General features: G+C 43.9%; 12 protein-coding genes. 2 read left to right on the top strand and 10 right to left on the bottom strand.

Annotated features, from left to right (window positions below; translation table 11 throughout):
* Window positions 1–90: 90 nt before the first annotated feature.
* From VHA02S_RS20545 to VHA02S_RS20570, 6 genes are all read right to left on the bottom strand, one after another.
* Window positions 91–1035 carry a hypothetical protein gene (locus VHA02S_RS20545; RefSeq protein ID WP_038899676.1) on the bottom strand — a complete coding sequence of 315 codons (945 nt, stop codon included), beginning with the start codon at window positions 1033–1035 and terminating at the stop codon, window positions 91–93.
* A complete protein-coding gene (locus VHA02S_RS20550; protein WP_038899675.1) occupies window positions 1028–2020 on the bottom strand; it encodes a DUF2169 family type VI secretion system accessory protein in 993 nt (330 codons plus the stop codon). The genes VHA02S_RS20545 and VHA02S_RS20550 overlap by 8 nt, the downstream gene beginning before the upstream one ends.
* Window positions 2001–3320, bottom strand: coding sequence for a hypothetical protein (locus VHA02S_RS20555; protein ID WP_038899674.1), 1320 nt, complete (start codon window positions 3318–3320; stop codon window positions 2001–2003). The genes VHA02S_RS20550 and VHA02S_RS20555 overlap by 20 nt, the downstream gene beginning before the upstream one ends.
* 99 nt (window positions 3321–3419) lie before the next feature.
* Window positions 3420–3905 carry a hypothetical protein gene (locus VHA02S_RS20560; protein ID WP_038899673.1) on the bottom strand — a complete coding sequence of 162 codons (486 nt, stop codon included), beginning with the start codon at window positions 3903–3905 and terminating at the stop codon, window positions 3420–3422.
* Window positions 3905–5983, bottom strand: a complete 2079-nt coding sequence (locus VHA02S_RS20565) for a type VI secretion system Vgr family protein (RefSeq protein WP_038899672.1) — start codon at window positions 5981–5983, stop codon at window positions 3905–3907. The genes VHA02S_RS20560 and VHA02S_RS20565 overlap by 1 nt, the downstream gene beginning before the upstream one ends.
* A gap of 72 nt (window positions 5984–6055) precedes the next feature.
* The gene (locus VHA02S_RS20570; protein WP_005449492.1) at window positions 6056–6574 is read right to left on the bottom strand and encodes an Hcp family type VI secretion system effector; all 519 of its coding nucleotides are present in this window, start codon (window positions 6572–6574) and stop codon (window positions 6056–6058) included.
* Between the two features lie 454 nt (window positions 6575–7028).
* On the opposite strand from VHA02S_RS20570, the gene tssH reads away from it, so the two are divergent.
* Together tssH and VHA02S_RS20580 are read left to right on the top strand one after the other, a co-directional pair.
* Window positions 7029–9707: a type VI secretion system ATPase TssH gene (gene tssH / locus VHA02S_RS20575; protein WP_053051889.1), complete on the top strand. Its 2679-nt coding sequence runs from the start codon at window positions 7029–7031 to the stop codon at window positions 9705–9707.
* Window positions 9694–11331, top strand: a complete 1638-nt coding sequence (locus VHA02S_RS20580; protein ID WP_038899093.1) for a sigma-54-dependent Fis family transcriptional regulator — start codon at window positions 9694–9696, stop codon at window positions 11329–11331. Before tssH ends, VHA02S_RS20580 begins: the two co-directional genes overlap by 14 nt.
* Before the next feature lie 70 nt (window positions 11332–11401).
* Here the strand turns inward: VHA02S_RS20580 and VHA02S_RS20585 are convergent, their stop codons facing one another.
* The 4 genes from VHA02S_RS20585 to VHA02S_RS20600 all read right to left on the bottom strand — a co-directional run.
* Window positions 11402–16177, bottom strand: a complete 4776-nt coding sequence (locus VHA02S_RS20585) for an OmpA family protein (RefSeq protein ID WP_038899094.1) — start codon at window positions 16175–16177, stop codon at window positions 11402–11404.
* Entirely contained in the window at window positions 16174–17289 is a 1116-nt protein-coding gene (locus VHA02S_RS20590; RefSeq protein WP_038899095.1) for a hypothetical protein, read from the bottom strand. The genes VHA02S_RS20585 and VHA02S_RS20590 overlap by 4 nt, the downstream gene beginning before the upstream one ends.
* Window positions 17290–17292: 3 nt before the next feature.
* Entirely contained in the window at window positions 17293–18987 is a 1695-nt protein-coding gene (locus VHA02S_RS20595; protein WP_038899096.1) for a hypothetical protein, read from the bottom strand.
* A gap of 758 nt (window positions 18988–19745) precedes the next feature.
* On the bottom strand, window positions 19746–20127 hold a 382-nt coding region (locus VHA02S_RS20600), incomplete at its 5' end, for a hypothetical protein (protein ID WP_081247897.1).

A 20127-nucleotide genomic window follows, 5' to 3' on the forward strand; every position in this document is an offset into this window, starting at 1 on the left:
TTAACTTACGCTTTCACTACATCAATTATGTTGTTTTTATCGAGTAAAGGTTCTTGAAAAGACTTCAAGGATATTACTTTAAGAATCACACTAGCATGCCAATAATTGAAGCATCCCTTTGTCGCCATTAAAATCAAACATTAATAACGATGCCGGGTGGTTAAAGTGATGATTTTTAACCGTAAACGCAATCAGCGCAAGTGACGAACAACTGCCCATCGTTCCCCATAACTCATTGATAAGATTAGGTTGTTCTGGATCAATAAAGCGTTCTGCTTTAGCACCTAGAGCAAAACCATAATCTTCCGTATGCGCGCGCAGGTTTGTCATGTCTGAATAAACTTCACCAAACGAATCAAGTTTTTTACTCACTCGCTGCACAAGTCTAAACATGCCTCTTCGGTCTGCGGTATTCAATTCTGTGTCGATATAACCAAGCTGTGCTTGAGGCTTAAGTTTCAATGTTTCTAAAGTATTTTTTCTGCAAAGAATTAACCCCGCTCCCCCCTCACTCGGAATAACACCCCATGGGTTATTCGTACTCATTACCATCGCATCGTCAATAAGCTCTTGCATCGAACTCACCGTAGAGTCCACGCTAATGCACATCATGGCGTCGTATTTATCCATAGACTTCATTGCCTGTAGCACGAAGCTAGGACCGCTTGCATGCACGGCTTCAACCACAGAAAGAAAGTCAGAATAGTCACTTTCACCGAGCCACTCTTGTATCTTCGCTAATGAAATTGTCGTTGGCACAGAAATAAGTAACGGAATCGGCTTCAAGGACCGAGGTAGTTGGACCAAAAGGGAATCCAGTAAGTGAGCCGTTAGCTCACAGGTTTTTCCAAATAATTCGCTCTCTTTCGTGTATTCGATTGTGGCAAACGTAAATCGTTCAATACCGTCTTTACCGACCATTTGATCAAACCTAGCTAAGTCCGCCTTAGCCACGCTAGTAGCAACGTCCAGGTTCATTCCTGTAGGCGTCATGACTTCCATGCCTAACACGTAACGACCGGTTGAATTAGGCATGCTCGCTTACCTCTTCTAATAGGGTGATAGACGTAGAGACCAACAAATGTTCTTTGCCTTGACAGGGAAACGCGGCTGTATAAGTGATTGATACGGCTTTCTTTTCAGTATCAACGAACAAGGTATACATCGCCATATCGACCTGGTAGCTGCCGTCTTTGAAAGTGGCGGTTGCACGATACTTCTCTTTAGGAATGCGAAATGAAAGCGTGTCATCATGACAAAAGCCGCTCATCATTAAACGCTCGCCTCCATGAAGAAAACCTTTGCATTGTTGGTCGGTGGGCGCGCTTTGAAAAAAGCGCCTATCGAAGTCCAGCGGTAGCATTGGTTTGCGATTTTCAATCCAATCTTCATCAAACGTGCCAGCCAGTTTTTGGCGAGACTCAAAAAATGGGGGAATAGGTCCAAAGCCCGCCACTCGCAGATTTTTTGAAGTAGCACTCCACTCTTCTCTCGGGTAGAAAACCGAGGGCACTTTCTGCTCAAGTAACGCTTGATTGGAATCAGCGACACCACCGCCAATTCGGTTACGTAAGTCACCACCGATCGCGCAGGTGTAATCAATATCTCTTTCTATAAAGGGCGTCGGTTTACTGAGTGTGATACTCCCCCCGTGTTCAACCCACACGCGCTCTCCGTGGATAGCGAGAGTCTTATCGATATGACCATCAATCAGAACTCGGCACTCTTGGTATGTCACTGGCTTTTTCGCGTAGCTGCGCGCTTTGCCGTAAACAAGTACATCTGTGTTGTCTTTGGTATACGCAAACTCGTGGTCAACTTTCATCGCAGAGAAGCCTTCTTCGCCCAAATATTGGGGATCATCGAAGATTTCACTTTCACCTAATTCGTGCCAAACCACACCATCGAATTGCCAAGTACGTTTAGCGACAACAACCCACACTTCATCGCCGTTTTCATCACGTTGAAAACGCCCTTTAAGTGATAGCTCTGGGTTGGCTTCAATATCCCATAACTGCATTGCTATTCCTTAAGTTGAATCGTTCGATCGCCGAAGGTGCGGCTTTTAAATTGTTAAAGTTCCAGTCTTGCTGATGGATCGGCATAGCCATATCCCATGGCACATAAGCTCTTGATTGAATACAGATTTGACGCCATAGCCAATCGCGGAACATGACATCAACATTGGCATCTTGCATCGCCGCTAAAGTAGATTCGAAGCTCAATGCATAACCCATACGACTGGGTAGGTTTTGGACATACTTTTCATCTTCCACCCACTCGTTAAGCAAATCGATAATCTCTCCCCACTCATGCTCAACGCCAATGTCTTGCGGAGTCAGGGGAAGAAGTTTTCCGTAGACCACATACAATGCTTGAATCCAAACTTCGCCTTCATCTTCTTCTAAACTTTGCAAGTGATCGATGATTCTAGGTACTAGCCTGTGATCCCCACTCAGTGCAAAATCGACAGGAGCTAACGAAGAAGAAATATCAAACACTTCAAACTCTCTAAGCTCCAATAATTTTGCAAAAGTGAGTATCTGATCAGAAGGCAACTGACTCCGTTCAGTACCAAAATACTGACGGAACCAAGTGCCTCGGTCGCGTTTAGTAATCAAACGTTCAAACAGATACTGTTCGCCATTAGCATTGTCGTTGATCCATTCAATACCCTCTTCCACATCCTGCAACGCCAGTAATGGCAAAGCGATATTGGAAAGGATGATTTCCGCTTTGTGCCAACGTTTAATCAACGCAACACTCAATGCTTGGCGGACACGTAGGCACTCAAAATAATACGCGCTGGCTTTCACTTTACCTTCGATAAGTTCAGACATCACACTATCGATATGCTCTACTGGCGATTGCGTAACAATCACCATAGCGGTATGCCTGTCTAGCTCTTCGAGTAAACTCAGACCACACAAAAGGTTATCAAGCTCTGAGCCTAACTCTCCTTGAAGCATGATCCAGGTATAGATTTCTGGCTCTTGGTTTCTTAATTGATGAATCAACCCCGGTGCTAATCGATAAAACGATAAGTAAACCTGCTTGAGCTCAGCAATTTGGCGCTCAATGAGATTGAGATACTCCAATTCACGACTTGGATAACCACGTTTATGAATTTGGACTCTTTGCCTAATTAAGAATCCGAGGCTCTCTGAGGCGATAGAAAGCTTTTCGTTGCAAAAGGTCAGCCATGTTGCTGGCAGTTGGGAAAGGTCGCTCACTGCACGTTCGGCTTTCGCCAACGCACCTTCAACGTCTTGATTGGTTATAGGTGCCTTTAGGTGCTCGACACCGATTCTTTGTCGCATCTACTTATCCATTGTTAGCGTACGAGTACGCGATAGCAGTCAGCTAGTAGCAATTAGTTAGTAATGATTGGTTAGTTATTAACAATCAGCTCGTTGTGCTCAGTTAATTGCTATCGTTCCACCTTGAATTTTTTGTGCTTTTTCTGCTTGAGAGGTGACGTACTTAGCCTTTGTGGTGATACGACCATCGCGCCCGCTATAGCGAGTTTCTGTCTCTCCGCTTTTAACGATCAGCTCCTGTTCTGTCTCAATCACCATCTTTTTGGCTCTTAATACAAATTCGTCAGAATCATCCAAAATGGAAAAGAATATGTCCGTCACGAATGGCAAGCTTAAGTCTTCGTTCAGGAATTCAATTCGACAACTTAACTGGTTATCGATGGCCATTTGTAACTCAGAACGACGAAAGCCACGCCCTAACCTTGCGGTAAGTGGCTGGTTAAATGGATTTCCATCAAAATCAACTCGAACACTGCCTGTGGATTCGTTGATGGCGACTATGGTTCCAAAGCGCGAAAAGCAAGCCGGAGTTTCGGCTTGCTGTTTCGTGATGGTTTCTGTAGTAAGCAGTTGTTTTTCCATCATTAGTTAATCGCTACGTTACCACCCTTCACGACGACTTTATCGCTGCCCTCGATGGTGATTGAAGAGCCAGACAGCTTGATTGAGCCATCACTGTTCATCACTAATGAAGAGCCGCCTGTTTTCAACACAATCTTGTCACCACTGATGATTTGCGTCGCACCGTCGGCTTTGTATGATGTGTTACCTTTGACCGACACCGTTAAATTGCCGCCTACGGTTTGATTGTCATCGGCACCGATGTCCGAACTCTTAGACGCCCCTACCGTCAGGTTACTGTTTTCACCCACGTCCAAATCGTCGTTTTTACCGATCTTAGTTGTGCGGTTATCGCCAATTTCTAAATCAGAGTTATTCTTTACATACTGAGTTTCGTTGGCGTTGTAAGTGACGGTTACATCTTGCTCTACGGTCTCGGTAAATGTGCTGTTTACTTGCGTAGTCTTATGACCATCAATGGTTTCTTTGTGGTCACCATGCACTTCGTTGGTTTGATGACGCGCTACCTTTAAGAACTCATCCTGACCGATATCGCGGTAACGGTTGTTGAGTACTTTAGTCGACATATCTTTTTGAGCATGAATGTAGACTTCTTCTTGGTTTGCTTCGTCTTCAAAACTCAGCTCGTTGTAGCCTGTCCCCTTGTGTGTTTGGGTACGGAACGTAGTACGCGTTTTGTTCTCAGGTAGCGCATAAGGAGGGAAATGCAGACCGTTGTACACAGCCCCAGTCACTAACGGACGATCTGGGTCACCCTCAAGGAACGTGACGACCACTTCATGACCAATACGCGGCAAATACACAGCCCCCCAAGTTGGCGCTGCCATCGATTGACTTACACGAATCCAACAGCTTGAGTGCTCATCGTTATCACCATAGCGATCCCAATGGAACTGAACTTTAATTCGTCCGAGTTTATCGGTGTAGATCTCCTCACCAGCAGGACCAACCACAACAGCGGTTTGTGGACCATCAACAACAGGTGCAGCCAATTTAGGCGCTCTAAATACCACATCGCGTGGAATACAAGAGAACTGGTTGTAGTAAGTGGTTGGCATACCACTCGTTTCGTCTTCATGCACCTGTGGATCTTGCCCTGTGTGCATGACAGATAACATGAGGTAGTCACGGTTGATTTCAGCGCGAGGATGTTCACTGACATTAAAGCTGTAACCAGATGCTAAACGCATCACATCACTGCTCGCTTCAACCTGTTGATTATCAACAATATGTTCAGACATCCATTCCGTCGTTCTTACCTGCCCCATCGCAGGATCCACGTAACGACCAGGGTAATCAAACTGCTTCAAGTCTTGGTCAAGATCGCCCGCATGCGTCATCTCTTGCGGGATCTTTGGTTGCTCATAGTTATAATCCGTGTACGTAACCTGACCCGTTCGCACCCGGTTAACTAACTCTAGATCGGAGATGTGCTCACGATCGGCAACGCCACCACCATCAGCATGATAAACAATCGGTCCAATGTAAGAAGCATTGATTGGCGAACTCACCAAAGGTGCAATCGCATCATTACTATCCACTATTATCATGGTGTGATTTGCATCAGTATGGTCAAAGTAGTACCACATACCGTGCTCAGCCATCATGCGCTGAACGAAATGCAAGTCCGATTCACGATATTGAAGAACGTATTCTTTGGGAGGATATATGCCTGAAAGCTCGAAGCGATAATCGGTGACTGCTCCATCATCCAGCACTTCAGTAATAATATCTTGCGCAGACTTCTGCTGGAAAATTCGACAATCTTGACGCTGAGATAAAAACCAAGCTTGCGGCACCAAAACCAATTGGTATCGAGAGAAACGGCGCCCAGTCCCCAAATAGCGAACTTCATTCACGACACCGTTAAATACACGTGCAGCACCAACACCTTGTCCATAAAGGGTTAATGTGCCCGCTTTTCGTATTAACGCATCAAAAGAGATATCTGGATCAAGTGAAAGTAATGAGAGACTGATGTGAAAAGGTTTCGAAAGCTCTTCATTCACTTGAAAACTTTCTACTCGAAATTCATGCCCACATCCAGGCACTTCAAATTTAAATTCTACGTCATTCACCATATCTTTTACCTGATACAAATAATCGGATTAGGGCCAACAATTGTTGGCCCTGAATCTTTACGCAAAGAGCAATTAAGCTTCGCGTGGAGCACGCCAGTCGTCGTTACCCGCTGTACCACAGTTTTCGTGAGTCACTTCAATTGCACGGTAAGTGAACTTAAGTACTTCTTCTGTCACACGGTCAGCGGTTGCTGCGTCTTGACAGTGGTTCATACGAGTTTGGATATCTACAAGTAGCGCATCAATCAGTTTGATTGAGTAGTAGTGCTCTTGCTTACCTTGAACTGAAGTGCGGTAGAAACGAATCACACATTCAGGAAGTTTTTCACCAGATACTAGTGCGTTGAATAGTAGTGGAGAAGAACGGTCTTGAACTTTAGTTACAACAAGCGGGCGGTGTACACGCTGACCAGTTGGCTGACCGCTTTGTGGGTCACGTGGAACAGTTAGCACGTGATCAAGCTCTTGCACTAGGAACTCATCAACGTGAGCTTCTTGCCATGTGTTACCTACAGAGTCCGCAGAGTAAGTATCTTTTGTAATGTGACCTTGAGTTTCACCGTTGATAGACATATATGCTGGAGTTGGCATCGCTATTTCCTTTTCTAAAATCTGTTTTGTTTAATCACCAAATCGCTTATCACCGCGACTACTTGGTATATTCAAACTCCATGCCAACTAAAATAAACAATAAAATACAATGACTTACAAGAAATCAGCCATTATTTACCTATTTATTAAGTACAATTTATTGGTTGAAAAACCAAAAAATTGGATTCAAATAATAATAAATTGTTTCGAATATAAAAAGTGGAAATAACCATATAACAACAAGACAATAAAGTTAATAAACCTAGCCTTTTAGTTATATTCACTAATAATTAATTCAAAATAACAAAGTATGATTCGCCACGATAAATATTACCACTAATACTCTCATTAAAATCACCAATAAACGCTAGTTAAAATATCTTGATAAAAAAAGAACATTGTCACTTTTAGTATAATAGCCATTACATCTTTTCCTCTAAAGAATTAAATGGTCATGATAAATATAAACCTTTCCTCATTAATTCAGCGTCTACACCCGATAGCAAAAGTTGCACTAGAAGACGCAGCTGCACTTGCAGTTTCTGAAAAAGCAAACGAAGTTCAAATTGAGCACTATTTATTGAGTCTATTAGAAAGGCCAAATAGTGATTTTGACGTCTTATTAAGTCATTTTGATTGTTCAGAGAACTTATTAAGACAATCGGTTCGATCTACTCTCGATACCAACGCCAAAGGGAATGGCAGCAAACCCGTTTTTTCTGCTTTATTAATTGAATGGTTACAAGAAAGCTGGCTGGTTTCTTCTTTAGATCTGTCTGAAACACAAATCCGCTCCGGTGCTCTGCTCCTTACTCTTGTTAGCAACCCTCTACGTTACGGTCAACACGGTTACGCCTCTATCCTTGAAGCCCTAAATCCTGATAGTCTCAAACGCAACTTCGCAGAGCTAACGAGCCACTCTATCGAAGCGCAAGTCGCCACGTCAGAAAACACTCAAGCTCGTGAAGATGGCTCAGCACTGAGCAAGTTCACGACCGACTTCACTGGTAAAGCACGCAAAGGCGAAATCGATCCAGTATTCTGCCGTGACCAAGAGATCCGCCAAATTGTGGACATTCTTGCCCGTCGTCGCAAAAACAACCCTATTGCGGTTGGTGAGCCTGGCGTTGGTAAAACAGCCGTCGTTGAAGGACTAGCACTTAAGATCGTGCAAGGCGATGTGCCTGACAACCTAAAAGGTGTCGAGCTTTATGGCTTGGATATGGGACTTCTACAAGCCGGGGCAAGCGTAAAAGGTGAATTCGAGAAACGCCTAAACGCTGTATTGGATGAAGTGAAAAACTCGCCAACCCCTATCATTCTTTTCATCGATGAAGCACACACACTTGTTGGTGGCGGTAACCAAGCAGGCGGCAGCGATGCTGCAAACTTGCTAAAGCCTGCACTAGCCCGTGGTGAAGTCAAGACAATCGCAGCAACAACCTGGTCGGAATACAAAAAGTACTTCGAGAAAGATCCTGCCCTTGCGCGTCGTTTCCAACTTGTGAAACTCGACGAGCCTTCTCCGGAACAAGCGGCATTGATCATCCGTGGTTTGCGCCCTGCTTACGAAAAATCACACAATGTATACGTTCGCGATGATGCCATCACCGCAGCTGCAGCGCTCTCAGCTCGTTACATTTCGGGTCGCCAACTGCCAGATAAAGCCATTGATGTTCTAGATACGGCATGCGCGCGTGTGAACATCAGCCTAAATGCCATTCCTGCGTCTGTAGAAACACTTCAACAAGAGCTTGCTGCACAACAGCGCGAGCTCGAAGCCCTTGAGCGAGATGCGCTACAACAAACAGGCGATAAACACAGTCTTGCTAATATTCCAGACCTAAAACTGGCAATGGAAGCAACAAAAGAAGAATTAGCAGAACAAGAAGCACAATGGCACAAAGAGAAAGATCAAATCGAAGAAATGATTGCACTACGTTCTCGTTTACATGAGTTAGTGTCTGCTGAAACCGACGAAGAACAGCAGATTACTGATGAAGAATCAGAACATGAGCAAGACGTTTCTCCATGCGCAGAAATGGATGAAGAAGCAGTTCGCATTGCAATTTCAGCCTGCCAAGAACAGCTAGACGCGATTCGTGGCGGTAACCCTTTGGTTCACTTTGAAGTGGGACCAGATGAAGTAAGCCACGTTATCTCTGATTGGACAGGTATCCCAATGGGCAAGATGCTTCAAGACGAAGCAGAAACCACTCTTAAACTAAAAGAAAGCCTAGCACAAAGCATCAAAGGTCAAGAATACGCTATCGATGCACTGTCTGAAGGTATCCAAACTGCAAAAGCCGGCCTAGGAAACCCAGACGCACCGACAGGTGTATTCCTGCTCGTTGGTCCAAGCGGTGTGGGTAAAACCGAAACCGCTCGTGCAATTGCCGACCAAATGTTTGGTGGTGAGCGCTTCATGACGACCATCAACATGTCTGAGTTTCAAGAGAAGCACACGGTATCTCGCCTAATCGGTTCACCTCCGGGTTATGTAGGCTACGGTGAAGGAGGCATGCTCACAGAAGCCGTTCGTCAACGTCCATACTCAGTTGTACTGCTTGATGAAGTTGAAAAAGCGGATCCAGAAGTATTGAACCTGTTCTACCAAGTGTTCGATAAAGGCACACTGAACGACGGTGAAGGTCGTACTATCGACTTCAAGAACACGCTAATCATCATGACTAGCAACCTTGCAACGCATGAGATTGAATCTTTGGTTCATCAATCAAAAGACATTGATGCCAACATCATCGCAGAGGCTATCCGCCCTACTTTGAACCAGCATTTCAAACCAGCGCTATTGGCACGTATGTCGGTACTGCCATTTGTTCCGCTGTCTGATGAAGCAATGACAGAAATCATTCACCACAAACTCAACAAAGTCTCTCAGCGTCTACAGAGTCATCATAAGTTGTCTTTGAGCTACGAAGAAAGCTTGGTTGAGTTCGTACTAGGTAACTGCCGCCTTGCTGAAACAGGTGCGCGTAACATTGATGCGGTCATCAACCGTCAACTACTGCCTCAGCTATCGACTCAGCTACTAGTGCATGACAAGGATGATTCACATACGCAAATCGAAGTGTCTGTCGATGAGCAAGGAACACTAACCTATGCGTTCAGCTAACCATAGCGAACTTAGCAACGCCCTACTTGCGATCAGTCAATCTTTGGCTGATCGCAGCCAGCTTACCCAAACCTTAGATGCCGTGTTGACTGCTGCGAGACAAATGACCCTCGCAAAGCACGGCATCATTTACGTTTTGGATCAGACTGGCCAGGCGTTGATTCCAAGTACCGCTCACCATAACGATAAAACGATTGTTTCCCACCCTTGGGAGGCATTGCAGATAGATTCCGCTAGTGAGAACGACCCATTTAACTTTGCCATTCGCAATGGTGAGGTGGTGTTGATTAACGAGTTGTATAAGTACAACGGCTACGACTGTGACAGCATTTATCTAACTGAGCAGACGCTTGGATTAAAGAGCGAAAATTTACTGGCTTGGCCTTTGATTGATAGCGAAAGTAAGACCATTGGACTCTTGGTCTTGCTCGACTTAAGTGTTATCGACAACGAAGCCGCACTCACCGAGTTCTGTCGCATGGCCGCAAGCAATATTCGCCAAGCGGTTTGGTTAGAGCAATATGGGCAAGTGATCAAAAGCCTGAGTGCCGATAACCAAGCACTGCTTCGTGAGAACACTCAACTCAAAAAGCGTACCCAAAAAACCTATCAGGACCCTATTGCAGAGAGCGAAGAAATGCTCAATGCCTTGAATCGACTTGATAAGGTGTTATCCCTTCCTGTCGATGTGTTATTGCGTGGTGAAACGGGCGCTGGTAAAGAAGTGATCGCGAAATACATTCACGAAAACTCTAACCGAGCAGAGCAGCCTTTGATCGTTCAGAACTGTGCCGCAATCCCAGAGCAATTATTAGAATCGGAACTCTTCGGTCATAAGAAAGGCTCATTCACTGGTGCAGATAAAGACAAAGTCGGTCTGTTTGAAGCAGCCAATGGTGGTACGCTTTTCTTAGATGAGATCGGCGATATGCCAATGCTACTGCAAGCAAAGCTTTTGCGTGTTCTACAAGAGCGTAAGGTTCGCCCTATCGGTGCTAGCAAAGAGATTGAGGTAGACGTTCGCGTAATCGCGGCCACCCACTGTAATCTCATGCAGCAAATCAAAGATGGCCGATTCCGTGCCGATTTGTTCTACCGTTTGAATGTATTCCCGATTACCTTACCACCGCTGAGAGCACGTCAGTCGGACATTATTCCACTTGCGGAACATTTTGTTCAGCACACGACTAACACGTTAGGTTTACCACAGGCACCAGGCTTAAGTGCCAACGTACGAAAGCAGCTTCTTGCGTACCCATACCCGGGTAACGTGCGTGAGCTTAAAAACATCATCGAACGCTCAGTGCTACTGTCCGATTTTGAAACCATCACTCACATTGAGTTTGGTGAACAAATACTAGAAGATGTGCCAAGCTTCGAAGTTAATGCTGTCTCCCCTGTTACCGAGCAACCTGAACAGCTAGTTCAAGAACCAAGGCGTTCTGATTCTGACGATGGCTTGATGGGTCTTAAGGAAGTGGTCAGTCAGTACGAGCGCACAGTGATCATCGACTGCTTAAATGCCTGCAACTGGCACACCAAGAAAGCCGCCGAACAGCTGGCTCTACCAATGAGTACCCTCAACCACAAAATGAAGAAATACGATATTTCTGCAGCGGGTTGATTGGAGAAGCGAAAACTCCTACTTCAGTTTTCATTGATAAGAAAAGAAAAACCGCCCGAAGGCGGTTTTTTTATATTGATTTTTGCTGCGGAGCACTAACATTCATCGGTTCTTTAACAATCCAATCCTCGATCCACGCTTTTCGTTTCACTGGGTTGTTCGCTAACTCTTTTTGCCAATAGAGAAAAGCCGAATCATTCATTCGAGAAGCATCTCCCTCAATTTCCATCCAAGGCACGCCTTGCACACTGTATTTTTGACCACCAGGCAAAGACAATTTCTGAGACTGCTTTATAGGATACTCCCCTACACCGGGTGCAAGCCCCGTTTGCGATAGCGAGGATACCGAAATATGCACCGGTAAGAACTCTGCTTTTTTCTTGTCTACAATAGGACCAAATGGTCTCAAAGTAGGCACTCGTCGTCCCGTAGGAGATGTGTATCTAAGCTCAAACTTAACAATGTGTAGCGTTCTGCGGTCATTAAATGGGTCTAAGTATCGATTAGGAGCGTCTTTGACTTTCGACTGAAACTCTTCCACAAAAGATGCTAGGTCCGATGTAACCTCAGTATCAGCCTCAGTGAAACTCACCTCTTTAATTTCTACTTTTGCATAAGGAGAAGGGACTTCTTTCGTATAAGTGTACTCGCCTACTTCAAGCAGTGAACCAAAGAAACTTGGTCCTTCAGTCGCATCTTTTGAAAACATCGATTCTTGCTCTTCAATCGACAAAGATAACCGCATTGGCACCCTATAGCCCTCTCCCATCATGCGCTTATATGTCTCTTTTTCGCCGCCTTCGGAAAGCAAAGCGACATATATGGTAACTGGTTTGTCATTGGACCAATCAAGCGCGGAGGATTTTGGCGCTTTGTCATCGAACCACTCAAAACTACTCCCTTTCGAAACAGCACTAAAGCTCGAAACATCACCTTTTAGATACGGAGCAATACCTTCAGTTTTTTTAGCAGAAGCACTTTTAACAAACTCTTCGATTAGTAAATCATATTCGTTAATCACCACTTGCCTATTCGCTAAACCGTCGTATAGAACAAGTGGTAAGCCATCAAACTCGACTTCTCCATCACCATTCAGATAACACTGCTTGCCATAGGTATTATTGTCATCGACACCATAGTTAAACTTGGATAACTGCTGTTCAATACCAGCTAGAGACAACGTATTCCCATCAGCAGTGAAATAGTATTGCATTGAGCGAGCTTCTCCACTTTGTTTCCACTTATCAAAGTCTTGCATCTCGTAATTTGAGTATAAAGGCTTAAGACCTGGGATTTCATACTCACCGAACCAATATGTTGGCTCAAATTCAACACATGTCAGATGCTCTTCAACTGCGTGTTGGTCAAAGTAACTTTTTAGCTTATCGTTGCTTCCGCACAAAGTTAGATCATCCGCTTTTCGCGGCGCCATCAAAACCTCAAAGCTTGGTCCTTTAAAGTCCCAAAGCGACCGCTCACAACAGTATTGCAGCGTTGTCTTAAATATCTTTTTCTTGGATTTAGAGGCATTACTTGATAATACGATCTGTACTTTAACACGTGTAAAAGGCGTAATTCGATTGGTTTTATTTGGGGAAATCCACTCTTCAAGCGGCTTCCAAGAAACCCCATCCCCTTTACTATCAACTAGCAAACGGCTGAAGCCGATGTCGTCCGATTTAATCGCCTCCACGTTGTTATCGAACATTTTCGCGAAATCGGAAAAGCCATTGTCCGTATCCCCCTGATATAGACGGGCTTGTACTGGGAAGCCTTTATTGAACTCCCCTTGAATGCGAGCTCTCTTCAACAAAGGTGACAATTGTGGCGAATGTTCATTTTTCCAAGATTGCGCAAAAGCACGGGCAGCACTTGCACCTGACTTATCATCCCTAACTCGTTGTATCCAATTCTGAGCCATGGTGTTGTAGCTACTTAACGGAGCCTCCCAGTTATCATTGATAACGTAAACATCGATGTAATCCTTAACCCGATATTCCTCAAGCAACCCTTGCAACTTAGGAACATTAGGGTTCCAAAGTGAAATTCGAGCAAGCAGTTCCACAAGCCCATTAAGCGCAAGTGCACGGAGTAAAAATCGTTTCTGCAGCTCTTGCACTGTTTCTTTATTCTTCAGGTGAGATTCAACTTCATCAAGTGTCTTTATCTCACTACGCTCAATCGTTACTTCTAGATCTCTGTACTGCTGAAGGACTCGGATATGGATTTTACCTAACTGGTTTAGTTGGTCGATATTCTGATAACGTCCTTTAAAGTCAGAATAGGCTTTTTCAGTAATCAGCTCGTCCAACACAGATAGCGCGCAGTCTGCTAGCTCTGCTCCCGACCTTAGGTACAAAAGGCCCGCAGCAAGCGGAGCTAGCGGTGTAAACATCGCAAACCCGTAAAGAGTAGTTAACACCGCCGCGACTTGCGCCTTCTGCGTATCATCTAAGCCAACATCCAATGCCTGCTGTAACTGGCGTGCTTTCTCTAGTTCCACCATACCACTGCGGCTTGGTGGTAAAGCAACTTGATAATTAGGAATAATCAATCGAACTTCAACTCGTCGATCTAGGGCGGCAGGTGCACTGTCTCCGGTCTGCGACATATCGCTCTTGGTACCATCAGCCGTTAGCGGCTGAGTATTGCCATAAGACGCTGTGTAAACCCTTTCTTCCAAGTTGGAGTCAATGGAGATAATCGCGTTAGTAACAGTCTTTGCACGTTTAGCAGCCACTATATCGTTCGCATCAGAAGAACCAATCCTACCCGCATGCCCCTCTATCGATAGCTTATAACTCGGATTATCAAGCATCAATTGCGCCAAATTCTGGCACACTTGTTTAATATCTGTTCTCAGCTTGCCGTGCTCATTGCCATATTGCCATTCGTTGAACTTAAAATTGATGTGAATCGCCAACCCTTGGCGGTCCTCAACTATGTGAGCTATCGACTCACCATTACCACCATTGATGAGTTTTTTAGCGTCGTCCAACGCTTGTGCCCACTCTTGATACGCTTTAATAACCGAAATAGATTGAAGGTAGCTTTGGGATACCGCATCGAAATCTTCTTTGGCTTCAAGAGATTTCTTCTCAAGCTCGTTTTCTTTTTGTACTAAATCGTACAAATCAACTAGGCTAGAACCAGATTCAAGAATCGGAAATGCGCGATTCATCTTCTCCATTACGGAGCCATTAAACCATGACCTCGCGAGTCGTGTTGAGTTCTCACTGAATGTACCCGTGATCAAGCTAGCCTTTATCACATCGAGTTCACGCTTAATAAAGGATATGTTCATTCCGCTCTTGCGAAACGCCAAGGCTGCCGCCTGGTTAAAATCGAGTCCTTGGTTAGCAAATGTTATCGCTTTGGCTAATTCTTTACGGCTTTCCTTAAATGCTGAAAAGCCAAAAGCAAATGCAACACTGCTAGTCATTAAATCAGGCAATTTTTGTTGCTCAATATCCGACCAGATCCCTTTAGATACACTAAACATGGTGGCTTTCAGGTTATCTGAAAAAGGATTTCCTCCCATCAGAAAGCCTTCAGCCAAACTTTCCGCATTCTTTTTGATTGCTGATGCTAATCCGAGAGTATTAATACCCGTACCGCTTAGAGGAACCGATTTTCCGGTTTTTGTCATTAACTCGCTGTAATTAGGGGGTAACGCTTGGGGGTACTGATAAAACAAACATTCTTCAAGAGAGATCATGTCGCCGCACACAATGGCTAGTTTTCCATAACCGCTGATTGATTTAAACGTTACCTTTTCGTTCAGTTCGTAGGTATAACAATCCTGCTCTTCTACGCCGGTAACCGCTGACAATTTATTACGTTCAAATCGAAGTCGTCCAGACTTGATAACTTCAGGAACTTTATTTTGAAGACGTTCGTTCGCTTTTAAATAATCTTTAACAAAGAATTGGACTCTAAGTCCGTAGAAGCCATCCCCTAGCACGATATGATTATCTTCTGTGCTTGACCCAGAATTCGAAGGGGCGATGACCGAAGGTAGATTAAATGATACAGATGGCAAAGTGTTTTTCGATTCTCGCGACTCTGGATCTTCATCCTCATAAGATGGTCGCACTACAATTCCTCTTGCTAACACCTGTTCTGAGGTTTGCTGTTGATTATCAAGATGGCTGCGATATTTTATTAATGACACCTCAGCACCTATATATATATCGCTGCTAAACACGATGCTAATAGTATTTACACTGGGTACAACAAACCCTTCAATAAACTCAACACCAGATGACTGGATACGAGCATACCATTGGTTATAGTTTTCTTCTTCTTGTGAAAGGGACGCGCCAAACTCCTGAGTAAAAGGTTTTGCAAGTTGTTTTACTGAAATTTTGGTAGGCTTAAACTTTCGAGCTACGTTTCTCCAGCTCATCTCCGTATACAGAGACTTCACTGTTTCTTTTAGTTCAGCAACAGATGACGATTTTTGCGCTAATTGACCAATTAGATTAGTTGGTGGAAACAACATCTCATAGCTTTGATTAATATCAATCGTTGTAATTGGGCTATTATGACGAAGAAGTACTTGCCGTTCACCCTCTATAGCTTCACTTAAGTACGATAGGTTACATAGCCTGCCATACTGATCACTTCCCCAAAACCTAGGCAAGGTTATAGAGTCTTGGCCGAGAGCATCTATTAGTATTGGGGTAAATGGGATAGGCCGAACATTCTTTAGTTGAGCGTCCCCTGTCAAGTCATCCTCTTGGTTCCAATCTGAAAAGACAACGTTTTTATCTTTATCTCTGCTTCTTTGATAGGTTGTGCCTAGGAGGTATAGCGGACTATCATAAGTTTGCACGTCACTCATTTCGCAGCTCCTTTAAACCACAAACCACCATTCGCCAAGCCATTGTATAAACTCATATTCGAGTTAACACCTATTTCACCAGTACCTAACGCATACCATTGCCAGGTTTGTTTTTTCTCGCGATCAACCACTGATAGGTAAGACACTCGGTCACGTGCGCTAAAGCGAGCATCCGCTCCCAAAATAAGAGCCCTTAAGAATTTTTCTTCTGCAGCAAATTTTTTAACCGTGTTGTTTTTAATATCAAAGAAGAAATCGTATTTACTATTTTCTCCCCAAGCATAATGACCATCAGGGCTTATCGAGCGAAATTTCATTAAGATATCTCTATCCGGCAATCGATCAACAAAGTCAATATAGCTTCTTTTTTCAGTTTCTAGATCTATCTTTACTAACCCGTAATCATTAAGCGTAATCAACTGATTGTCTTTCATAACAGCGGCAGGACCAATCCCAAAATCCACCGCTTCAATTTCGCCAGTTTCAGAATCCCAACGGGCGTTGTCGACATCAAAATTCTGCCCTGGCATAGTATGAAAATACAAATAACGGCTATCCTCTGACCAGACCATGCCAGGGTAACCTCCTCCAACTAACCGTGTTTTCACACCTGTTTTTAGGTCATAAACGTACTTACGTGTACGCCTTTCTATCCAAGCTACATAGCGTAAATTAGGTGAGCGTCGAATAAGCACAATGTCATCTGCTTTGGTATCTGGCACCACTAAACGTAAATCCGTGCCATTCGTTTTCATGCTCCAGATTTGCAAGTTGTAACGATCACCATCACTCGCCCACGCAAACTGAAAACGCGGCAGGTCATAAGAGCTAGCATCGCTGATATCTTCCTTAGGCCATTCATCTGAATTAAAGATATAGTATTTAGGGAACTGACCCGGCATAGGTTCTATTTTGTCATCGGATACCCAATTCTCATTGGTGACTGCCGATTCCATTACGTAGTAATTTTGCTCGCCGACATAAACGCGATCTGGGTGTTTTTCTTGCTCTGTTTGCGCAGAACTCGAAACAGGGGAAGCACTCTGTTGAGATTGGTCATTACAACCAATGATTGCTAAGCCTAATAACGTGATTAGTAGTGTTTTTTTCATTTTTTAGCCTAATAAATCCGTAACTTTTACTTTTTCGCGCAACTTAAACGTTTCGGGAGTGACATTCCCTCGTGATGCATGAGCCCCCCTTAAAATATCGACTTCTTTAACCTTTTCAGGCCAGCCGAAAAATCGTAAATTTAGGTAACCATCATCATCAGCAGTGGCACACCTTAAGTAAGCTTTTTGTGACCATCCATGTTCTTCATTTTGTAACATAAAATAATCATCGGGCTGATCGGTGGAGGCAAGGACTCGATAGCGTAATATGATCTCGCTTCCAGAAGGCGGTATGTTTACTGCCGCGACATTACAATTGTTCTGCTCATTAACAACCGCCTTCACTTTTTGACTTTCAGATAGCGTTGGTAATTTAAAAACCGTTTGTAGAGTAAAACCTTTAGAGCTGCTGTAATCCGACATCTCGGATAGTAAAATTGCCATCGATTGATAGTTACTCTCTAACTCAGAGACAGCACCATCACTCAAGGCTTGAGACGAGTAATACAGATACACATCTTGGCATTCGCCTTTAATTTTGTATGGTAGCCAGATATGAGGCAGCGGATAACCCAACACTTCACCACTCGGCGCAGAAGAGACCTTTATGGGACTAAGGTTCGTCGAAACCAAAATTTGCTCATGTGCAAAACCGGCAAACTTGATCTCGACCTCCTCAGCAACCAAGCTAAACACTCTTGCCTGCTCATTGATGTCTAATTCACCGCTAAAGACTTCTACCCCATCTTGCAAAATTGAGAATGGTTCAAATGCAACGTTCTCACCGGGGAACAATGAAGAGCCATCAATATTGACATGTCTTGTGTCCGTTGTTTTTTTTCGGCTATTGCTTATGTCTACATCAGCAAAATAACCATTGCTAGTTACTTGCAACTCACGCCAGACTTCTCCTTTCCAAATAACGTAAAAACGCCCTGATGTGTAGCCATCCCATGAAGAACCCGATTTGTATAGAGGAACTACTGGCACTAACACGTTATCCCACTCATCCATCTGAGTTTCTTTATCAACGGGTTGCAGGCCTTCGGCGAGTTTAAGCAAGATTGGCTGAGGCTGGTCGGAACAAGGAATTTTGATATAAAGCGTTTTGCCTTCAGCATCCAGATCTTTAAACGTGGCAAGGCTGCGGTGTTTGCTCTCGGTATCGGCCTTGCCTACAGTCACTTTTTCTTTTTGAGCTTCGGTTTTACCCAACATCAAACATGCTGCATTGCTAGCCCACTGCCCTGCAAATTCGACAACGATTTTTTGTTCTGGGCTTGGCTCAGAAGGTACATGCGTGTAACTGCGGACTAGAGCTACATCATCAGTAACCTGCTTATAACCCGCTTTGAAAACTTTGCTTTCATTCGAAGCAGAAACAGAGTCAACGAGTGTTTTAAGCCTAGGGAAACTTTGCAACTGAGAGTCCGTTAATGGCGACCTACGAGCGAAGGAAGATAATGAAACCCAGCTACCTTTGCCCAATTCGATTCTGATCGCAGCTAACAATCCGCTGGTCGTTTTCTTGGCAGAGAGAGAAATCTTTTGCGCAAACTCTTTAGGGAGGTTTCTAAGAATGTCATCTGAATTTCGCAAACGCGAAAGCTGCCCTATACACTCGTCTGGCGTAAGAACATAAGATAGCTCGTTGGAGGATAGCTTCGAGCTAGGTATAAATTTGCAAACTAAATGCATTTGGATTCTCCACAACCAACATCGTAAATATGGTTGCGGTGACATTTAAGCTGATAAGGCTTACAAGTACGATTTGGTAGCTCAATGCTACTAATTAAATTTATAACATTCAATCAGATAGAGAAAACGACGAAAAGGTTAAAACCATTAAAAACAACAGAAAGACAGGCTTATTGGTAATTATCACTAGCAATAAAGACACAATAACCACCCAAACCTTTCAAAAGTTATATTTTCAGAAATCGGTTTTTTTTCGTTTTTGGGCAGAAGTTAACAATTTCAATAGACCAAAATATAGCGGCAAGCCAAGGCTCTAAAGGGAGCAGCTTCCCCAGTAACAATACGTTGGTTAATTACTACTGAGAAAGCGTGAATAAAAAGGTGAGTGCTGATCACACCCACAAAAACGCATAACCGTTTTGACGTGATGCTAGGTTGGTGTCACTTCAATACGATTACACAAGTGATAGGTTGTACCCTATCGTTTGCAGAACTCTATACTTGGGGTATAGCAATCAGCCGTAACTATATAATATTGCGACATATTCTCAACGTGGCATATTCACCATTACATATCTAAATTGACCACCACAATCACACCAACACCATCTAAAAACAAAATACTTATAGGTATTCTAGATAATTCACCTTGTAGAAAGACCATTGAATCATCCGGTTAAATTATTATAAAAAGCGAATCGTTTGATTTAGATCACTTAAATCTAGGTAAAAAAAGCGAGCTAAGAGCTCGCTTTCAATTAGGCTGCATTAAGCAAGGGGATATCACCATGATGTTTATCCCAAGACTTTGGAATAACAAGAGCCGTCGTACTGTCGTAATTGAATGTTGTGCTCTCCTCATCAGCTGTCGCAGATAACGCGTTAGTGCCTTTTGCGGAGACAGTAATGACACCATCTTTTAGGGTTGAAAGGTCTAAATCGATCGTCCATGCTCCGCCGACAAGCACAAGTGTATTCCCTGTTACTTCTACGCCAGCACTATCAACAGCTTTGATTTCGATTGTGTCATCTACCTCAAAACGAGTACTGGTACCATTGACGGTTACCGTTGTCGCACCTGATACATCATTGATGGTTTCGAGCATAATAGTTGGCGTGATAGCTAACGCTTTGCTTGAT

Origin of the sequence: Vibrio harveyi NBRC 15634 = ATCC 14126 = KCTC 12724, from assembly GCF_001591145.1 — a bacterium.
In the GTDB taxonomy this organism is placed as follows: domain Bacteria; phylum Pseudomonadota; class Gammaproteobacteria; order Enterobacterales; family Vibrionaceae; genus Vibrio; species Vibrio harveyi.